The sequence below is a fragment of the Companilactobacillus mindensis DSM 14500 genome (genome assembly GCF_001434275.1).
Taxonomy (GTDB): Bacteria; Bacillota; Bacilli; order Lactobacillales; family Lactobacillaceae; genus Companilactobacillus; species Companilactobacillus mindensis.
Map to the genome: position 1 here is coordinate 1 of NZ_AZEZ01000055.1, position 18,286 is coordinate 18,286.

The window sequence follows — 18,286 nt, forward strand, 5'->3', positions numbered from 1 at the left end:
CATGCCTTAGCAGCTTAACAATATTTAATTTTGTCTAACTTTTGTGTTGCACTTTATGTTTCAGACACTATTTTTATATGCTATATTGATTAGATAGTTAATATAGGAGATAAATTATGAAAATAAAACGTAAAGAGATCGTCAAATACACGATATTTATCGTATTACTGTTATTTGTATTAATTTATCCAGTGCAAATTTATCAGCTTTTCATGAATCTATTAGGAATCGTGATGCCACTGATTCTGGGGGGAGTTTTGGCCTATGCCTTGAATATTCTCTGCGTGAGAATTGAGAAGCATCTTTTTCCCAATACTAAATATCGTTGGCTACAAGGGAGTCGAAGAGGAATCGCAATTTTATTGTCGGTCATAATTGTGATTTTAGTGATGACCGGCGTCTTCAGATTAGTTTTGCCCCAATTCGTCAGTGCCTTGACCGATTTCTTCAAATCAATTCCAGCTATGGTCAGCGATATTTCTAGTTTGGCTGAAAAGTTGAACAGTCATTCTGCGGTACCAGACCAATTAAAAGCTATCAATATAAATTGGACTTCGGTTCAGTCAAAAGTAATGAAATTTTTGACTTCAGGGGTCAGTGGACTGTTTGGTTCAACGTTTAAAATCGTTACCAGCTTAGCCAAAGGTATTTTTAATGCTCTGTTGGCAATTACTTTTGCAATTTATATTTTGGCAACGAAAGAAAAATTGACAGCTCAAGTTAAAAAAGCCAGCCGTGCTTTTATGAAACCTAAACATCTTGAAAAAACTAGCTATGTCCTCAATATTACAAATAAGATGTTCAGCAGTTTTATTGTTGGTCAAGTTACAGAAGCTTTTATTCTGGGAACTCTGTGTGCTTTAGGGATGTTTATTTTTAAATTTCCATATGCATTGCCCGTTGGTGCCTTCGTCGGGATCACTTCGTTGGTACCGATCTTCGGTGCTTGGGCCGGTGGAGCGGTAGGATTTTTACTAATAGCAGTAGATTCACCACTTCAAGCGGTATTGTTTGTAGTCTTCATCATCGTGTTGCAGCAGTTAGAAAGCAACTTGGTTTATCCACGTGTTGTGGGAACTTCGATCGGTTTGCCAGGTATTTGGGTTTTGACAGCAATTACAATTGGTGGTGGCTTAGGTGGCATCGTCGGAATGTTGTTGGGCGTTCCAGTAGCAGCAACGATTTATCAATTGTTTAAGAATGAGACAAATCGACGACTCGAAAGCCAAATCGAATAGGTGGCAATGTTATAATTGATGAAATCATGTGAGGAGCGATTACTTTGTGGAATAGCTATTTTGGCTTCGTCATAACTTTTGTGGCCATTTTTACATTGGTCCCTTATCTGACTTCATTGATCACGTCATGGTTGGGCCATTTATCGAAAATTATTTTGGTAGACAACCTTGGCAATAGTAGTCAATTAGTCGTGGGTGGCTTAGGTGTGATCATTCATGAATTAGGTCATGCAATTTTCGCTTATTTGTTCGGCCATCAAGTAACGCGAGTTCAATTATTGAATACTAATTATCGGCAGTCAGGTGCATTAGGCTCGGTCGATCATAAATGGAATAATCGTAATGTTTATCAAATGTTGGGAAACTTTTTCATCGGATTAGCACCGTATTATATGTGTTCCTTGGCGTTATATTTATTGCAAAAATTCCTACTGAAAGCCCAATTCAGTGTGTCTTCATTAACCCAGAGTTTGAATTCGGGTGCGCCTATTTCGATCAGTGCAATTTTTAGTTCGGTGTTAGATAATTTGAAATCCAGTTTTGCCAATGCCTCGTGGGGAATGATAATTCTCTATATTGTTTTGACTATCATGATTGCTAGTACAGGCTACGATTTGAGCCGCAATGACTTCATGACTGTCAACAAGGGAATTTTGCCTTGGGTGGTCGTGTTGATTATTTCCGGCTCAGTAATATATTTGTTAAATTTAAGGATTGCAGTTATGAGTAATTCGATTTATTTTGTTGCTTTTTCAATCTTGTTCATGTTTCATGCTGTGATCAGTATTGTCATATCGATGATAGTTATTAAGATACTTGGCATATTCAATTTTATTTAAAAGTTATCATCGATGGATCTTTTTGAAGTTTGGTTGTTTTATACTTGCCGTCTTCCATGAAATTTCGGTAGACGCTGGAACGCTGTGAGAGCAACTTCGAACCAATCTTGCGATTGTTTTGAAGCTTGTCTGGCTCTAAACTGGCAAAAATCGCCAGCTAAGACCCTAGGCTGAGCATCTACCGAAATTTCATTCCAGACTAAGTAGTTTTTAAATAATTGTATTAAAAAAGTTATCTATTTTTTCCAGATGACTCATAAAAATAATATAACCAAAGTTAAGAAAAGAACCCCATCGATTAGGATGAGGTTCTTTTCTATTTTTTTGGAGTGATAAAAATGAGTAAGAATAAATTTCACCTTACGTTTGGCGTTTACGGAATTATTGCCGGCGGCAACCGTCTGCTAGTCGTCAAAAAGAATGGCGGGCCGTATAACAAACGTTATGATTTGCCGGGTGGAAAATTAGGGCATGGCGAATCGTTGGTTAAAGCGGTTAAACGAGCAGTGAACGAAGAGACTGGTCTTGAAGTATTGGATGTGGAACAATTAGGAACGGTCAATTTTCGTTATCCGTGGAAACAACAACATTTTGAATGGAACGAACATGTCTGTGTGTTTTATCGAATCGATGAATACTCAGGTATTCCCAATACTGATGTCTCACAATTTGTCGGTCAAAATCCCCGCGGTACGCAGTGGGTCGAAGTTGAGAATTTGAATTTGGAAAATAGTTCACCCTTAGTGCTAAAGGCCAAAGAATTTATTTTGCTACACAAATTTATCGTTTCCGATACTAAATTTTCCCACTGGGACGTTTTGGATTAAGCAAAATTCCTAGTCATCTTGATGTGTGGCGTGTGGTTGAATAAAAAGACGTCGCCTTCAGATTGAAAATTGAATTTTCTGTAGAAATCTTGGACTTGAACTTGAGCTTCAATCTCAACTTCAGGATGATCGAATTTTGTTTGAATGACATCTAAAACGTGCACCATCAATTCTTTACCGAGTCCTTGGCCACGAAACTTGGGATCTGTTACGACTCGACCAAAGGTCACATTGCCGTTTTGTTTGAAAACTCGCGCATAGGCCGCAATTTTACCATCGATGACTTTAAAGATGTGAATTGAATCCAAGTCGTGTTCGTCAACTTCTTGGTAAACTCGGTCTTGAGCGACCACGAAAATTTTGGTACGTAAATAAAGTATTTCATAAAGTTCTTTAGCAGATAATTCTGCAAATGTTTTAGTTTCCCACATATTTGGGCCTACTTTCTTGTAAAGAGTAAATTATCTAAGGTAGTCATAGCTTGAAAGAATTGTCGTTGTTCATCAATCGAAAGATCTTTTAGCAGGTCTTTGATCTGTTGGTCGGATCGTGCATTCAATTCTTTGACTAATTCTTGACCGGTGGCGGTCAAACTGAGTTCAATCGAACGCGAATCTTTAGCTGAAGGAGATTTATTGACTATGCCTTTTTTTTCAAAACGGTTGAGAATCCGACTGGTGTAACTCTTGTCCAATTTTAAATTGTTAGCAACTTCAATGGGTGTTTTGTCGTTGTTAAAAGATATCTCCAACAGCACTCGACCTTCCGTCCAACTCAAGGGCGTATCGAGGACTTTTTTATTCAAAATACCTAATAATTTTGTATAGTCACGGTTGAAATTACGAATCTGCGATATTTCAGTTTGGTTTAGCAATAAATCATCTCCTGGGTTAATGAAAATTATTATAGCATTATAGTGGACTTTGTCCACTACTTTTTATAAAAATTTTTGAATTCAAAAAAACCGCTAATTTTAATCACAATTAGCGGTTTTATTTATGTATATTATTGAGTTCTTTCTTAATTCTAGTTATATATGATTATCTAGATATTTTTAAAATTGGCAGCTTTAAGATTAGAGATTGTCAACATGACGATCAAACTGATGATGTAAAGCGTTGAGATAAAAATCATAACAGTCATAATATTGTAGTGGTCAAGAATATATCCGATGGCCAAACTGGAGAAACCACCAATACAACGGCCAACATTCATAATGACGTTGTTAGCTGTTGCCCGAACTTCAGTTGGATATAAGCGACTGACGATGGCACCGTAACCAGCAAACATACCGTTAGAGAAGTAACCGACTACTGCACCAACGACAATCAGCGACCAGACATTGCTTGGTAAAGTTAAGATATAGACGCCGATAGCTGAAGCAGTTAAAAAGATTCCGAAGGCCAAACGTGGTCCTAAGTTATCGAGAATCCAACCGAAAGTCATCATACCAGCACACATACCAAGAATTGTGGCAATCATCCAAGTTGAAGAACCAACGGTTAAGTTGAGTTGCTTTTGCATGATAGTTGGCAACCAGTTCATCAGACCGAAGTAACCGGCAATTTGTACGATGGCCATAACCATTAGTGCGATAGTTTGATAAGCAATCTTTGGTGTAGCAAATAGTTGTTTGATGTTACCATTTTGTTTTTTGGAGGAGTTAGTAAAGGTAGTACTTTCACGAAGATGTCTTCTGATGAAGAAAGTAATGATCACTGGGATGACACCGAATAAGAACAAGGCGTGCCAACCAAGTGTAGGTAGGACTAGGGCAGCTAAGAGGGCTGCTAAGATGGCACCGATTTGACCGGCGACACCGACCCATGAAGAAACTCGACCTAATTTTTCTTTCGAGAAACTCTCTGCTAAAACAGTCATTCCGATACCGTACTCACCACCGGCACCAATTCCGGCAATGAAACGGCAGATATAAATTGCAGTCAAACTGTGAGCGAAGAACATCGCTGCGGTGGCAAAGGCAAAGATAAAAATGGTGTGACTAAAAGTTTTGATACGACCGATCTTGTCGGCTAAAATTCCAAAAAAAATACCACCTAATAACATACCAATATTTGTAATGGTCGAAATCAATCCCGCTTGGGTTCCACTGAGATGCAGTTCAGCGATGATGGATGAAAGGGCGAATGATAAAAACATCACGTCCATGTTTTCCAATCCAAATCCTGAAGCTGTGGAAGCGACCACTTTAGCTTGGTAATTATCTAGCTGGTTTTGCTTTGTTGCTATTTTCATGTTGCATTCCTCCAAAATTGACGCTCGCTGTCGTCATTTATTTTGCTTGACCGTATGATAGCACAAGAAATTTTTGGAAACAAGAGCTGGATATGAAAACGCAAATACAAAAGGGCTGGTTATTGTTTGAAGTCCGGTTATTTCTACTTGCCGTCTTCCATGAAATTTCGGTGGATTGCTGGAACGCTGTGAGAGCAACTTTGAATCAGTTCTACGAATCAAAAAAAGTATCAGCGTTACTAGATTTTCTAGTAAATACTGATACTTTTTTAATACGATTATTAATATTTAAAATTAGTCTGTAAATGATTGATTCAATTTGTTCAAATTACTGTCATTAAACTTGATATCGTCCAATTGGTCAGCCTTTTCACTGAGTCCAGTTGTAACTTTATCAGAGATAGCTTGGATTTGCTCATCAGTTGAACCATCAGGGAAAAGCCCAATAATCAGGTAATCAACTGGTGTTCTATCCGTACCCCAAGCAACAGGATCTTTGAAAGTTAACATCATTGTGTGAGCGCGACTCTTGTTTTCACTAGTTGCAAACAAGAAGACGGCACGGTTTTCAATGATCGGTGTACCTTGAGCAGCACTGGCAAAGATACTGCTTTGTACGGCTTGTTCATCGACGTTAAATTCGTCAGCGGCCTTTGCTGCAGCAAGTTTTAGGGCACTTAATTGATTGTTATCCTTTAATTCGATATTTGCGGTTGTGTGGTTTTTTCTAAAAATTTTGAACATAATTGTTAATCTCCTCTGTATTTAAGTAAATTCAACGAAGTAGATCGACATGTCTGAACTTCTCTACACCAAGTATGATATATTATCGAACGCGTTTCATAGCAAGGGATAAATTGAAGTTTTTTTAGAAAAGATATTTCGGGTCGCCGGGACGGGTCAAATCGGGATATTTTTGGTGCAATCTTTCATAAGCAGATAAAATTTCCCAAGGAATATCGACGTGTGCGATAAAACCTTTACCATTGGGACCGTAACCAGTTTTGTCGTCACGTAAGCGAGGGATTTCTCCCATCAATAAGTTTTGATAACGTTCTGGTTGCCAAAGCCCTAGAAATTTTTGGTCAAAGGCCAAATGAGTTTGTTTCATGACCAAATTAGTTTGATAGACGGCGTAATTGATGATCGTCACATCGGAAGCGACATATTTTTGCAAACAAGCGGCCATCCGTTTCTGCATTGTGGCATCTTGGGAGAGAATGATCGAATGAAAATCAATTTGTTTATCCTTGAGCAGCTCCAATAAGTAAGTGATGTTGTTGCCACAATTAGTCGATGCAGTTTCTAAAAAATCTACTTCTAAGCCAAAACGTTTTTTCAGAAGGGCCGCAAAGATTTCGGCTTCTTGCATATTTTTAGCAGGAATATCGGGATAAGCATTTTGCACAGTTTGTTGCAAAGTAGCAGTTGTATGTCCGTAGCCACCAACAATAATGTATTTTTTAGCAATCTTATTTTGAATCGCTTTTGCCAAAATATCAACGCCATAAAGAATGCTGCCGCCAAATAATACATAGACGTCAGCTTGGGGAAAGCCATATTTGTTGTTGAGACTCTGTGATGTTAATTCAGTAATATCGCGTTGAGAACAAAATTTACCGAGAAGATTGAAATCATTTAAATCAGTTTGCGTAAATGTCATCGTCGAACCTCTAGTTGAATTTTTTAATTCCTTCAGGAATGTCAGTTACATGATCGACAATTACTTCAGCACCAGCGTCGGCTAATTCTTGGTGGTCGCCGAATCCATAAGTGATACCTAAGGTGTGGACGTTATTTTTAGCACCACCGATAATATCAGTCATGCGGTCACCAATCATAACTGTTTCGTCCAAGTCAGTGATCTTGGCGTCAGTCAGTCCATAATTTAGAATGGCACTCTTAGTATTGAGTGAAAAACCGTCAGTAGCGGCACCGTAAATACCTGTGAAGTAGTCGGATAATCCTAAGCGAGGGATAAGGATTTTGACAACTGGATCGGGTTTAGCTGATGAAATATAAAGATTATAGCCAGCATCCTTTAATTGAGCCAAAGTCTCTTTCATATGTGGGTAGAGCGACAATTGATTGATGCCGGTGGCGTTGTAAAATTTATCGTAAGCAGCGATAGCTTCTGGATAACGTTCTTCTGGAAAGTCAGGATAATATTGTTTCATACCTTCAGTTAAGGCAGGACCGATGAACTTCAGGTAGATTGAGTCATCTAGAACGGGGATGTCCAAAGTTTTAGACATATCTTTTAGGGCGTTGATGATACCTTCTTTGGTATTGGCAATCGTACCGTCGAAGTCGAAGAATAGATTTTTCATAGTTGAATAAACTCCTTATTATTTGTAATCGCTTTATTAAGCAACTCTTTAATTATAAAGTTATTGATTCAATAACACAAAATGAAAACTAATGCTTGATAGCAAACGCGTTTCATACGTTAAATTCAAAATAAAAAGAGATGACAATTTTGGTTCAGTCATCTCTTTTTATATAAATATTTTTATTCAGCAATCGCTTTATGCCGAGAGATCAAAACGCCAGATAGGGTCAACAACACTGACATAACGGCTAAGATAACTAAAATCATGTTCCAAGAATTGAGTGAATTTTCGAGATAGCCGAACGTAACTGGTCCGACTGCGGCCAACAAGTAACCAGCCGACTGAGCCATACCGGAAACTTCAGCGGTTTGATAAGGATTGGTAGTTTTCTCAGTAAAGAAGATTACAGCCATATTGAAAGCTAGTCCGGAACCAAATCCAGTTAAGACAGTGATGATGCTCAAGAAGACTAGATTGCTAGTTGTCAAAAGATACCCTAATGGCGAAATTGCGTAACCGATCAAAAGCATAGTCAAGAGCCACTTCATACCGTGTTTTCGAACTGAGAGAAAAGGCACAATGAATGAACAAGGCAAACCGCTCAACTGCAAGACCGTCAATAAATTACTGGCCAAAATCGAACTGATGCCGTGACTTTCCAAAATGGATGGCAACCAAGTGACGAATGAATAGTAGACCAAAGATTGCAAACCGAAAAAGGCTGTTATCAACCAACCGAGTGATTGGTTCCAAACACTGCGATATTTAATGGCAGCGGTTTGTTCTTGATCTTTTTGATTATAGCGTAAATTAGGGATCCAAAAGATTGCCGCAACGATAGCTAATGTCGAAAGAATTGCCAAAGTAGCTTGCAAACTTATTTTAGTAATTAAAATACCAGAAAGAGCAGTTCCAATCGCGCCGATCAAAAGCATCGACATGGTGTAAAGACTAGTACCTAAAGGAATTTGGTTGGGTAAGTGATCTTTGATCATGGCAGGAACTAAAACATTCCCACTGTCGATACCGATACCGGCCAAAAACGTTCCCAGCATCAAAGCCCAAACAACGGGGATGATCCGCAAGAAACTACCCGCAATCAAGACAATAAAGAAGATGAAAACCGTTAATTCATTACCGAACTTTTTAGCAAGTTTAACGATAACTGGTGAAAAAACGGCAAATGTTATCAGTGGGATCGAAGTGATTAATCCAGCTAAGGACTTAGGAATACCGAGATTTTTTTCGATCGTACTGAGCAACGGGGGGATGATAGTGATCGGCAGGCGCAAATTGGCAGCAATCAACATCATACTCAATAAAAACCACTTTTTGTTTAATTTAGGTGCTGACATTTTCTCCTCCTTTTAATAAAACACAATATTACAAGTGTAAACCCGATTAATGGTTGTGCCAACTGAAGAAAGCAAGCCATGAAAAAAGCCATCTAGATTTCCTAGATGACTTATGTGTTTTATAACCAAGATTACGTAATTATTTGGACCATTTAGCAAAGAAGTTCTCAGTAAATTCGATAAATTTGTCATGCGAAATTCTGGATAGAGGTTAGCTCGAGTTTGATATTGTGGCGAAATGTGATGAATGAAGCTACTATTCTTTTCCATGAAATCAGCGATTTGATAAACGATTGTTTTAGCATTAGAAGTGTTGTTGAGAAGATCATCTAGGAGATATGAGAAGACGGCATGCAATAGCGAGTACTTGTCACTGAAATAACGATAGAAAGTACTGTGATTGATCAGCGCCTCGTCACAAATATCACCAACAGTGATCTTTTCAAATGGTTTCTTTTGTAATAAGGAAATCATTGCAGTAATAATTGAATTTTCGGTTCGTTGCGTGACTTGCGACATGTTGTTCCTCCTAGAGTACCTTTACGTCTTCGTAACGTGTCATTAATGAATTGAAATCATAATTCTTGAGTTCTTGAATACTTTCGTGACCATTGAAAAAGGCTGTTAAACTGCCGGCAAGCATTAGATTCAATGGCTCAGAAGTATTGTTACGAACGGCAATGACAGGAACATTGTTAGCAATCGCATAACCACATTCCCACATCGTACCAGAGTCAGGTTCCATTTCTTTTTCTTCTAATTTATAGTCTAACATTGCTACAACGACATCTGAAACATTAATATTGTTAATGTCATGCTTGTAGACAGCAGTTTGCCATTCGAAAGATCCGAATTCAGCGTCGGTATATTCATCCTTGCCAGGACGGAAAATATCACCGATAGTAGGGTTTTCAGTTAGTAATTTTTGAACTTCATCAAGTCGTTTGATCTGTTGGTCGCTGAAAAATGGTCCAGCCAAATAAACACGATTCTTTTTTTCCATGTGAGTAATAAGTAGCTCCTTTATATTGATACATTAATTATACTTAAATGTTCGGAAAATACCTAAAATTTTAAATAGAAAAAGCATCTTTTTTCCGATATTAGTAATAAATCCTGCTTGAGAATAAATCAGAAAATAAAATTTAAATTTTATAAAAAAGCCTTTTCATTTTGTTTTTAAGATGATATAACTTTCCTAGGCACGGAGGTTTGATGCTTATGAACAAGAATATTCACAATGACAAAAAGAGAGTTAGTTTCCTGGCCGTTTTTGGTATTTTTTTGGCACTGATTCTTTTAATATTCTAGGGTTAGACGTGCTTATAGATGGGATAAAAGTATTCTTAATGAGAAGACTAAATGAACTGAGGCTGAATGAAAATTTGGGCTCAGTTTTTTAATGGATTGATTGGTTAGTTGGGGATGGTTCACTGCCGTCTTCCATGGAATTCTGGTGGACGCTGGAACGCAGTGAGAGCAACTTCGAACCAGTTCTGCGAACTGTTTTGAAGCTTGTCTGTCTCTAACCTGGCAGAGAAACGCCAGCTAAGAGACTACCACGGCTAGCATCCACCAGAATTCCATTCCAGACTAATGGGTTTAAGTATTTTGGGTCTTGAGATAGTAATATAGGCAGTTTTGTTAAGTATCAATAAATATGGCTTGTATGAGTTCACTGCCGTCTTCCATGAAATTCTGGTGGATTGCTGGAACGCAGTGAGAGCAACTTCGAACCAGTTCTGCGAACTGTTTTGAAGCTTGTCTGTCTCTAACCTGGCAGAGAAACGCCAGCTAAGAGACTACCACGGCTAGCATCCACCAGAATTCCATTCCAGACTAATGGGTTTAAGGATTTGAGATTTTGAAGTATTGATATAGTCAATTTTATTAAATATTGAGGTAACAAATATTTATCATTAATAATTTGAATTTTAAAAAATAGACCGTAATTCTTAATGATTTAGGAATTACGGTCTTCTTATATTTAAAACTATATTTATATAGATGATAATTTTATTTAAATACTATATATACTAACTAAACAACGAAAAATTTAGCCTGGAGAGCAAAAGCTGATGGGCTCAGTAGTGGTTTAATCTTAGTCAGCGTACTGTGCTGGCTTAGATTACTGCCGAGCTTGAAGACAATTTTTAAATTGGCTCCAAGTCGTGCTCACTACGTTCCAGCCCAATCAGCTTTTGATCGGAAGGCGGCATATTTCTACTACTCCATGTTTTTATTACTATTTCTTTTCAGGTCGAATCAAAGAGTTATCCGAGTTACCGAACCACTTCTTGTTGATTCTTTGAAGTTCGCCTGTATTAGTAAGTTCTTGTAAGCCAGCATCGATTTTACGTTTGAGAGTTTTGTCGCCTTTTCTCATACCAGCAGCGAAGTCTTCACCGTCAAAACCGCCACGTGTGACACGATATGATGATGGATCTTTTTCTTTGCTGATGTAGTATCCGGCGTAAACACTGTCGATCAATAGTCCTTGAATACGATTGTCGTTCAAGTCCATCAAGGCATTATTGAAGGAATCATATAGAACTGGATTTTTGCCTTTAATATAATCTTTTAGCATCTTAGGGTGTTCGTCCAAAAGACTGGCACCGGAGGAACTTGTTTGAGTACCGAGGGTTTTGCCTTTCATGCCGGCAAAGCTAGTGATGTTCTCATTTGTTTTAGTTACTAAAACTTGGCGGTTAGCCATATAAGGTCTTGAGAATAGCAGCTGCTTTTCACGTGCTGGAGTGATCGTGTAGCCGTTCCAAATCAAGTCGATAGTCCGATTTCTGAGTTCGGTTTCTTTCATATTCCAGTCGATCGGTTGAAAGTCGGCTTTGATGCCATATTGTTTAAAAACAGCTTTGGCTAGATCAATATCGTAACCGACCAATTTGCCATTCTTTTCCCGAAAGCCCATGGGAACGAAAGTATCGTCCAAACCGATAATGACACGGCCTCTTTTTTTGATTGATGACCAAGTATCAGCAGTGTTGGCTTCTTGGGCGACTGACTTTTGATCATTGCCACAACCAGCCAAAGTTAGACTAAAGAAGGCTAATAAGCTCAAGAATATAAGTATTTTTTTCTTCATATTATTAATCCCCCTAATGATTAATTATTGATTGGTTTAACTTCGAGTAGTTGGTCGGCAATCTTTTTAGCAAAGTCTGGATCGTGGGTGATAACGATTTGAGTGATGCCAGTTTTCTTCAAGTCGAGGATTAAGTCGGCTACGGTGTCACGCAAGCTCGGATCCAAAGCGGAAGTTGGTTCATCGTAACAGAGAATTTGGGGTTGCATGGCTAAAGCTCTAGCGATGGCAACACGTTGTTTTTGACCACCAGATAATTCGAATGGGTATTGATCTTTAACGCCTGATAGTCCTAATTGATTGAGCAGGTCAGTGACATTTTTTTGAATAGTGGCTTTATTTTGTTTGAGAACCATTTGTGGGGCCAAAGCGATGTTTTCCGTAACTGATAGATGAGGGAAGAGATTGAAATCTTGGAAGACAACGCCAACGACACGTTCTTTGGCAGATTCGTCAGAAGGATCGAAAGGCTGGTTGTTTAAAATGAATTGGCCAGAATCAACTTTTTCAAGTCCGGCAATGCAACGAAGCAAAGTTGTTTTACCAGCACCACTAGGTCCAACGATACTGAGAATTGAATTGTCTTTAACTTCGAGATTTAAATTATCAAGAATGGTTTTACCATCAAAACTTTTAGTAATATTTTCTAATTTCAACATATTTTCTCTCTCCTAACGATAATAGCTAAAGCGTTTTTCTAGAACTTTCAAGCCCCAAGTACAGATGAGGGTCAATAGTAAGTAAATTACACCTACAAGAACTAATGGAAGCAATGTGACGTCACGTGAACTGGCAATATTTCCGGCACGAAGCAGATCACCTAGTCCGATAACGTAAACCAAAGATGAATCCTTGACCAAGTTGATAACTTCGTTACCGATTGAAGGTAAGACGATTTTGACAACTTGGGGAATGATGATCTTGCGGATCGTTTGCCAATAGTTTAAACCAAGTACCTTGGCTCCTTCGAATTGACCTTTGCTGACGGTACCAAAGCCACCACGGAAGATTTCAGCGAAGTAAGCTGTGTAGTTCAAGATAAATGCGAAGAGTGCGGCATCATATCTTTCAAAAACGATATGTACGAAAGGCATGTTTGGCAATCCGTAGAAGACGAAAATTAATTGCAATAGTAAAGGCGTTCCACGCATGACCCAAATGTAAAACGAAAGGATCCAACTCAACGGTTTGAATTTAGAACTGCGCCCCAATGATACTAAAACTCCTAATGGCAATGAACAAATGATTGTCCAGAAGAAAACTTTTAAAGTCATTGCAGTCCCACTCAGTAGTGACGGTAAAATCTCAAAGATATAATTCATCATAATTTCTTCCCCTTTTCCAAATCTAAAAACAACTCTGTAAAAAAAAACGCCCACTAGCATAAATGCTAGAGGACGTTTAGACGTGGTTCCACCTCGAGTTCGTCAGTATCTCACGGTACTGACCTCAAGAAGTTATTGTAAAAGAGCTAGTTCGTAAATAAAAAAAGCCCTCTTAGTCAAAAGACTAAGAGGGCGACTTATTCGCGGTACCACCTCTGGTTTCTAACATCTCACGATATTAGACTCATGAAGTTACAATAACTTCAGCTGTAACGGTGCTACCGAAATGACCTACTAATTTCAATCATTCAACTTACAGATGTGTTTCATCAAGGACTAGATCAACTCGCACCATCGTTGACTCTCTGGACTAGCTAACTTGATTACTCTTCTGTCGTCGTTTTTAGATTTGTTTTAAAATGTTGAAGTAATCGTACGACCTAAAATAAATAATGTCAAGTTTATTTTATAAAAAATTGACATAAGCTATTATTTATAATATATTGTTAATGAAATGATATTATACGACGTATAGTATTACAGAAATGAGGAAATGATATGGCAATTCAAGTCTCAACTGAGATTCTCGAAGGTTCAGTCCTAGCTCTGTTGACTAATGAAGATTATTACGGTTATGCGATAACTCGTGAAATAAAAAAAGTATTTCCAATTTCAGAATCGACAATGTATCCCATTTTGCGTCGACTCAAAAAAGAAGATTGGCTAAGTACTTATGATGAAGCTTATGAAGGTCGCAACCGTCGCTATTATCAGATCACTGATCTGGGAAAAGAACGTTTGGAACAGATCAGAGATAATTGGCAGGAATTAAAGGCAGCTACGGATGCTATCTTGGAGGGGAAAAATGAAGAATAACGTGAGCTATGCTTATATTGATGAATTTCGAATCTATTTGCATCAACTGAGCGACAAAGAACAACAAGACGTCATTGAGTTTTATCAAGAATATATTATTGACGCTAATTTACAGACAAATGATGCCATCATTAACGAATTGGGTACGCCCAAACATTTGGCTCGAAAAGTTTTGGCTGATTATTCAATCAAAATGTCTGAGGAGAATTACCAAAATTTCAACAACGGACAAATTTCCAGTAATGAACGTTTCTCCAAAAATTTAAAGATGATCGGTTTAGTTATCTTGGCTTTGATGGCTTCACCAGTAGCTATTTTGATAGCGATTATTTTGATTCCGTTGATCTTACTCTTCATCGGCTTGGGTGTTTTCTTCATCCTATTGTTCCTATTCTTGGTAGCAATGTCAGTCGTCGGTGGAATTGGGGCTATCTTTATCGGTTTGTCGGTTATCTTCCAATCATTCGGGACAACTATTTTCTATACCGGTGTCGGTTTATTGATCTTGGGCGTTGATTTCTTCCTGATTCCAATTATCGTGGCTCTCTTGAAGTGGGGTTTCAGCGTGATCGTAATTTTCTTCCGTTGGTTAGGCAAGAAGTTACTGCACGGTCGAAAAACACCAATGAAAGGGGAACAAAAAGATGCGTAAGTATTTCGTAACTGGTTTTTATTTACTAATAATCGGTGGATTATTGCTCCTAGGTGGTTTCGTCATGGGTGGTAACCGCTCAGTTATCTGGGATCATGGATTCAGAGTGGCTCAAAAAGTCGATGAAACGTACCCCTTGTCGGATTTTAATAATATTTATGTTGAGGGACGTGATATGAACGTCAATGTGAAACTTGGCGACCGTTATAAGATTCATGTCGATGGCGATAAGTCTCAAGCCCCAACGTATAAAATTAAAGATGGAACTTTGACCGTTACTGGCAAAGCCCAAAAAGGCGAGATGGCGCTTGATGTTTTAGGCCGTAGTGAAGTTACTATCACGATCCCTATGAATAAGAGCTTGAACAATGCTAATTTCCGTTTGGCTAATGGTTCAGTTCGTATCAACGACGTAACGGTGGATCATTTGGTCAAAACCGCTAAAGATATGGATTATGACTCGAATCTTTATTTGAACGATGCAACGATTCATAATGTCGACAAAGTAAATTTGTATAACGCTACACTAAGTATTAAAAATTCTAAAATAAATAATATGTCGTTGATTGCTGGTGCTTATTCGGAAGTAAAAGCCGAAAATTCGACGATTTCTCACTCTAGTTTTAACCTGGATGAATCAACTTTGAATATCAAACAGTCAAATCTTGATGCGATCCAATCGCTGGATAATCACAGCAAGGTCACACTGTCTAAAACAACTTTGATGAATAAGAATAAATTCCGTATTTTTACCAATGGTCGCTTTACTGGTAGTGAATTGACAGTAGATGGCATGCAACTTTCAACTGAAAAGGGCGTTGTCAGATACTTTGATAAAAATTACGGTAACAGTTATGAAGATAAAACTGATGCTACTAACGTGTTAGATGTTAAGGCAACTAAGGGAGCAATTACTATCAGGTAATTAGGCCGTTGTGATTATCTTTGTTATAATGACGTTATTACAATTGTGAGGGATATTGATGAATAACGCTAATAATCGAATCTCTGCCATGGAAATCAGACGTGAAGCTCATAAGGCTTTTCGAAAAGATATTAGAGGAAATATTTCCCTTAATGTAATTCCGATTTTGTTAAGATTTCTGGCAGTGTACTTTGGACTTAAAATTTATAATAGCTGGATGGCTAATTTACATGTTAATTTGGCTGATCCAGAGCAAGCCAGCCGCCGTTTAGCTCAGATTTCAGCCAACATGGCTAACGATCCGAGTTCACTCGACAAGTATATGCTGACGTTGACGCCACAGACTAGTGTAGCGGTGTATGCTTTTATGGTTTTCTTCATCATGATTTGTGTCGGAGTTTCTTACACGCTGCTTGATAAGTTACGAAAACCGGATTATCAGATCAATGCTTTGGGCGATGTATTCAAAGCTTTCTCGGGCAAGTATTTTTTCCCATTGCTATTCATTACCGCATTGTTCGGTCTCTTCTTGGAAGCCGGCTTCATGCTCTATATCATTCCGGGAATTTGGTTTTTAATGATTTTCTCGCAAGTCTTTTTAGTTTTCAAAGATGATGTTGAAGATCAAGGCAAGTGGACGTTACGCATGGCATTTTCGACTTTTAATCGCAGTGCCGTCTTGATGCGTGGGTATAAGTGGACTTACTTCTCATTGTGCTTAGAATTTTTCTTCTGGGAAATTTTGAACGGCATGACTAGAGAATTGTTGTCAGTTTGGTTGCAACCTTATGAGCAGTTGACGATGACAATTTTTTATCAAAAAGTTTTGGAAAATAATCAAAAGAATCAAGCTAGATAAATAAAAAAGTTCAATTCCTGATATTCAGTTATCAGGAATTGAACTTTTTGTTTGGAAAAATTATTATCTGTTTTCGACGAAGATATAATCGATAGCCTTTGCACCGATTGTGATCTTAGTACCATCTTCCTTAGAAACAACTAGGGAATTATCGAACTTTTCGTGTTTAACGATATCGATCGTATCGTCGATTTCTAGGTTCAAGCTGCCAAAGTATTGCAGAAAGTCGTAATTATCAGAGACACGAACGATTTGAACTTTAGCACCGTCAGGAATCATGCTGAGCAATTTGTCGTCAGCGTCAGTTTCACCTTGGCCGTTACCGGGGATAATACCACCGTGTGGGCAACGTTGTGGGTGACCTAGGAAATCATTCAAGTGATCGATCAAATCGTCGTCAGATGAGTGTTCCAAGGCATCAGCGTTATGGTGGACATTATCTACTGGATATTCAAGCTTCTCATGTAAGAAGACTTCCCAAAGACGGTGCGTACGAACCAATTTTTCGGAAACTTTATTTCCTTTTGGCGTCAACACAATCTTGTTGTATGGGGAGTGTGTCAAATATCCTTCACTAGCAAGCGAGTTTAACATTTCAGTCACGGATGGAGCGGACACATTCATGATCTCTGAAATACGTTTGTTAGTTATTTTAGTGAAATCATAATTCAATTCATAAATTGTTTTAAGATAATTTTCTTTGTTAGGGGACAATTTTGCTACCTTTCGTTTAGCCTAATAATATTATTAGCCCCTATATTATAGCGCATATCATTCAACTTTGATAAGTCATAATGTTAAAATTAATATCGAGGAAGAAAATTATATATAGAATCTAATTCAAATATATGATTTTCTAAAAGAGAGAGGGGATATTTATGAGTGAGCCAAAACGTCGATTTGATTGGTTTGGATTCATTATCGGCTTGATTTCACTGTATGCAGGCTATTTGGTACTTTGGTATCCATTGAAGAGCTTGTCGACCATAGCTGTGATCTTTGGAGTTTTCGTAATTTTGCGGGGAGTTTATCAACTGTGGTTCGGTTCTCAGATGACTAAATTTTTAGGAGTCCGCAGTGGTTGGACGATTTTTTCGGCTATCGTCAATATTATTATCGGTATTATATTCGTTTCGCACGTTAACGTAGGTGTAGTTGCTATCGTTTATATGTTTGCCATCTGGTTCTTATTAGATGCAATTTTCCAATTATTCACATCACGTTTTTATCATTTCTTTGGTAAAAAGTACTATATTTTTATCGTAATTCTAGCTTGCCTTAACTTATTGTTTGCCTTTATATTGCTATTCAATCCAGTTCTAGCAGGTGGCTTCATCGTCTTCATGTTGGCATTCTTCTTCTTTGCCACAGGCATTTCAGAATTGATCGAAGCATTTTAAATAAAAACATTTTCTACATGGATTAAATTTGCTAAAATGTAGAAAGTGTCATGCCGTCTTAGCTCAGATAGGTAGAGCATCACCATGGTAAGGTGGGGGTCGTCGGTTCAAGTCCGATAGACGGCTTAATATAGCTAGAGAGAGTTTTAACGTAAAGCTGTCTTTGATTCAGTATTTCAGTTCTTTTTCAGCTTTGGTTACATACAATTATCTAGATTAATAGGCCATCCAAAAAAACAACTGGATGGCCTATTTTAGTAGTGCGCCCGGCATGGGCGCTAACTTGGTGGCGAAAGTC

The 18,286-nt window shown here is 38.1% G+C and carries 21 protein-coding genes, 1 tRNA gene and 1 other annotated feature; of the genes, 9 read left to right on the top strand and 13 right to left on the bottom strand.

Annotation, left to right across the window (positions count from 1 at the left end; translation table 11 throughout):
* Positions 1-116 precede the first annotated feature (116 nt).
* From FD29_RS05230 to FD29_RS05240, 3 genes are all read left to right on the top strand, one after another.
* Positions 117-1,238, top strand: a complete 1,122-nt coding sequence (locus FD29_RS05230) for an AI-2E family transporter (protein ID WP_057887904.1) — start codon at positions 117-119, stop codon at positions 1,236-1,238.
* 44 nt (positions 1,239-1,282) lie between these two features.
* On the top strand, positions 1,283-2,077 hold the full coding sequence (locus FD29_RS05235) for a hypothetical protein (RefSeq protein WP_057887905.1): 795 nt from the start codon (positions 1,283-1,285) through the stop codon (positions 2,075-2,077).
* Positions 2,078-2,415: 338 nt separating this feature from the next.
* The gene (locus FD29_RS05240; protein WP_057887906.1) at positions 2,416-2,904 is read left to right on the top strand and encodes an NUDIX hydrolase; all 489 of its coding nucleotides are present in this window, start codon (positions 2,416-2,418) and stop codon (positions 2,902-2,904) included.
* Here FD29_RS05240 and FD29_RS05245 read toward each other — a convergent pair.
* The 12 genes from FD29_RS05245 to FD29_RS05305 form a co-directional block, all read right to left on the bottom strand.
* Positions 2,901-3,335: a GNAT family N-acetyltransferase gene (locus tag FD29_RS05245; protein WP_057887907.1), complete on the bottom strand. Its 435-nt coding sequence runs from the start codon at positions 3,333-3,335 to the stop codon at positions 2,901-2,903. The two genes, FD29_RS05240 and FD29_RS05245, sit on opposite strands and share 4 nt — an antisense overlap.
* 8 nt (positions 3,336-3,343) lie before the next feature.
* A complete protein-coding gene (locus tag FD29_RS05250) occupies positions 3,344-3,778 on the bottom strand; it encodes a MarR family winged helix-turn-helix transcriptional regulator (protein ID WP_057887908.1) in 435 nt (144 codons plus the stop codon).
* Between the two features lie 170 nt (positions 3,779-3,948).
* Complete coding sequence (locus FD29_RS05255; protein ID WP_057887909.1) at positions 3,949-5,160, bottom strand: MFS transporter; 1,212 nt, start codon at positions 5,158-5,160, stop codon at positions 3,949-3,951.
* Between the two features lie 294 nt (positions 5,161-5,454).
* Positions 5,455-5,904, bottom strand: coding sequence for a PTS sugar transporter subunit IIA (locus FD29_RS05265; RefSeq protein WP_057887911.1), 450 nt, complete (start codon positions 5,902-5,904; stop codon positions 5,455-5,457).
* Positions 5,905-6,028: 124 nt separating this feature from the next.
* Entirely contained in the window at positions 6,029-6,823 is a 795-nt protein-coding gene (locus tag FD29_RS05270) for an ElyC/SanA/YdcF family protein (protein ID WP_057887912.1), read from the bottom strand.
* A gap of 10 nt (positions 6,824-6,833) precedes the next feature.
* A complete protein-coding gene (locus FD29_RS05275) occupies positions 6,834-7,490 on the bottom strand; it encodes an HAD hydrolase-like protein (protein ID WP_057887913.1) in 657 nt (218 codons plus the stop codon).
* Positions 7,491-7,672: 182 nt separating this feature from the next.
* Positions 7,673-8,848 carry a CynX/NimT family MFS transporter gene (locus tag FD29_RS05280; protein WP_057887914.1) on the bottom strand — a complete coding sequence of 392 codons (1,176 nt, stop codon included), beginning with the start codon at positions 8,846-8,848 and terminating at the stop codon, positions 7,673-7,675.
* Between the two features lie 12 nt (positions 8,849-8,860).
* Complete coding sequence (locus FD29_RS11250) at positions 8,861-9,367, bottom strand: TetR/AcrR family transcriptional regulator (protein WP_083477783.1); 507 nt, start codon at positions 9,365-9,367, stop codon at positions 8,861-8,863.
* A 10-nt stretch (positions 9,368-9,377) separates the two neighbouring features.
* The gene (locus FD29_RS05290) at positions 9,378-9,851 is read right to left on the bottom strand and encodes a nucleoside 2-deoxyribosyltransferase (protein WP_057887915.1); all 474 of its coding nucleotides are present in this window, start codon (positions 9,849-9,851) and stop codon (positions 9,378-9,380) included.
* Between the two features lie 1,242 nt (positions 9,852-11,093).
* Positions 11,094-11,951, bottom strand: coding sequence for an amino acid ABC transporter substrate-binding protein (locus FD29_RS05295; protein ID WP_057887916.1), 858 nt, complete (start codon positions 11,949-11,951; stop codon positions 11,094-11,096).
* A 20-nt stretch (positions 11,952-11,971) separates the two neighbouring features.
* Positions 11,972-12,610, bottom strand: a complete 639-nt coding sequence (locus FD29_RS05300; RefSeq protein ID WP_057887917.1) for an amino acid ABC transporter ATP-binding protein — start codon at positions 12,608-12,610, stop codon at positions 11,972-11,974.
* Between the two features lie 12 nt (positions 12,611-12,622).
* On the bottom strand, positions 12,623-13,276 hold the full coding sequence (locus tag FD29_RS05305; protein WP_057887918.1) for an amino acid ABC transporter permease: 654 nt from the start codon (positions 13,274-13,276) through the stop codon (positions 12,623-12,625).
* 185 nt (positions 13,277-13,461) lie between these two features.
* Positions 13,462-13,683, bottom strand: a binding site (T-box leader).
* A 151-nt stretch (positions 13,684-13,834) separates the two neighbouring features.
* On the opposite strand from FD29_RS05305, the gene FD29_RS05310 reads away from it, so the two are divergent.
* From FD29_RS05310 to FD29_RS05325, 4 genes are read left to right on the top strand one after another with little or no spacing between them, the layout of a single operon-like run.
* A complete protein-coding gene (locus FD29_RS05310; protein ID WP_057887919.1) occupies positions 13,835-14,152 on the top strand; it encodes a PadR family transcriptional regulator in 318 nt (105 codons plus the stop codon).
* On the top strand, positions 14,142-14,804 hold the full coding sequence (locus FD29_RS05315; RefSeq protein WP_057887920.1) for a DUF1700 domain-containing protein: 663 nt from the start codon (positions 14,142-14,144) through the stop codon (positions 14,802-14,804). The genes FD29_RS05310 and FD29_RS05315 overlap by 11 nt, the downstream gene beginning before the upstream one ends.
* A complete protein-coding gene (locus FD29_RS05320) occupies positions 14,797-15,729 on the top strand; it encodes a DUF4097 family beta strand repeat-containing protein (RefSeq protein ID WP_057887921.1) in 933 nt (310 codons plus the stop codon). The genes FD29_RS05315 and FD29_RS05320 overlap by 8 nt, the downstream gene beginning before the upstream one ends.
* Before the next feature lie 58 nt (positions 15,730-15,787).
* The gene (locus FD29_RS05325) at positions 15,788-16,588 is read left to right on the top strand and encodes a DUF975 family protein (RefSeq protein WP_057887922.1); all 801 of its coding nucleotides are present in this window, start codon (positions 15,788-15,790) and stop codon (positions 16,586-16,588) included.
* 63 nt (positions 16,589-16,651) lie between these two features.
* Here the strand turns inward: FD29_RS05325 and FD29_RS05330 are convergent, their stop codons facing one another.
* Entirely contained in the window at positions 16,652-17,302 is a 651-nt protein-coding gene (locus FD29_RS05330; protein ID WP_057887923.1) for a metal-dependent transcriptional regulator, read from the bottom strand.
* Between the two features lie 164 nt (positions 17,303-17,466).
* Here FD29_RS05330 and FD29_RS05335 point away from each other — a divergent pair, with 164 nt between their 5' ends.
* Complete coding sequence (locus tag FD29_RS05335; protein WP_057887924.1) at positions 17,467-17,988, top strand: HdeD family acid-resistance protein; 522 nt, start codon at positions 17,467-17,469, stop codon at positions 17,986-17,988.
* A gap of 52 nt (positions 17,989-18,040) precedes the next feature.
* Positions 18,041-18,114: transfer RNA gene (locus FD29_RS05340), tRNA-Thr, on the top strand.
* Positions 18,115-18,286: the final 172 nt, after the last annotated feature.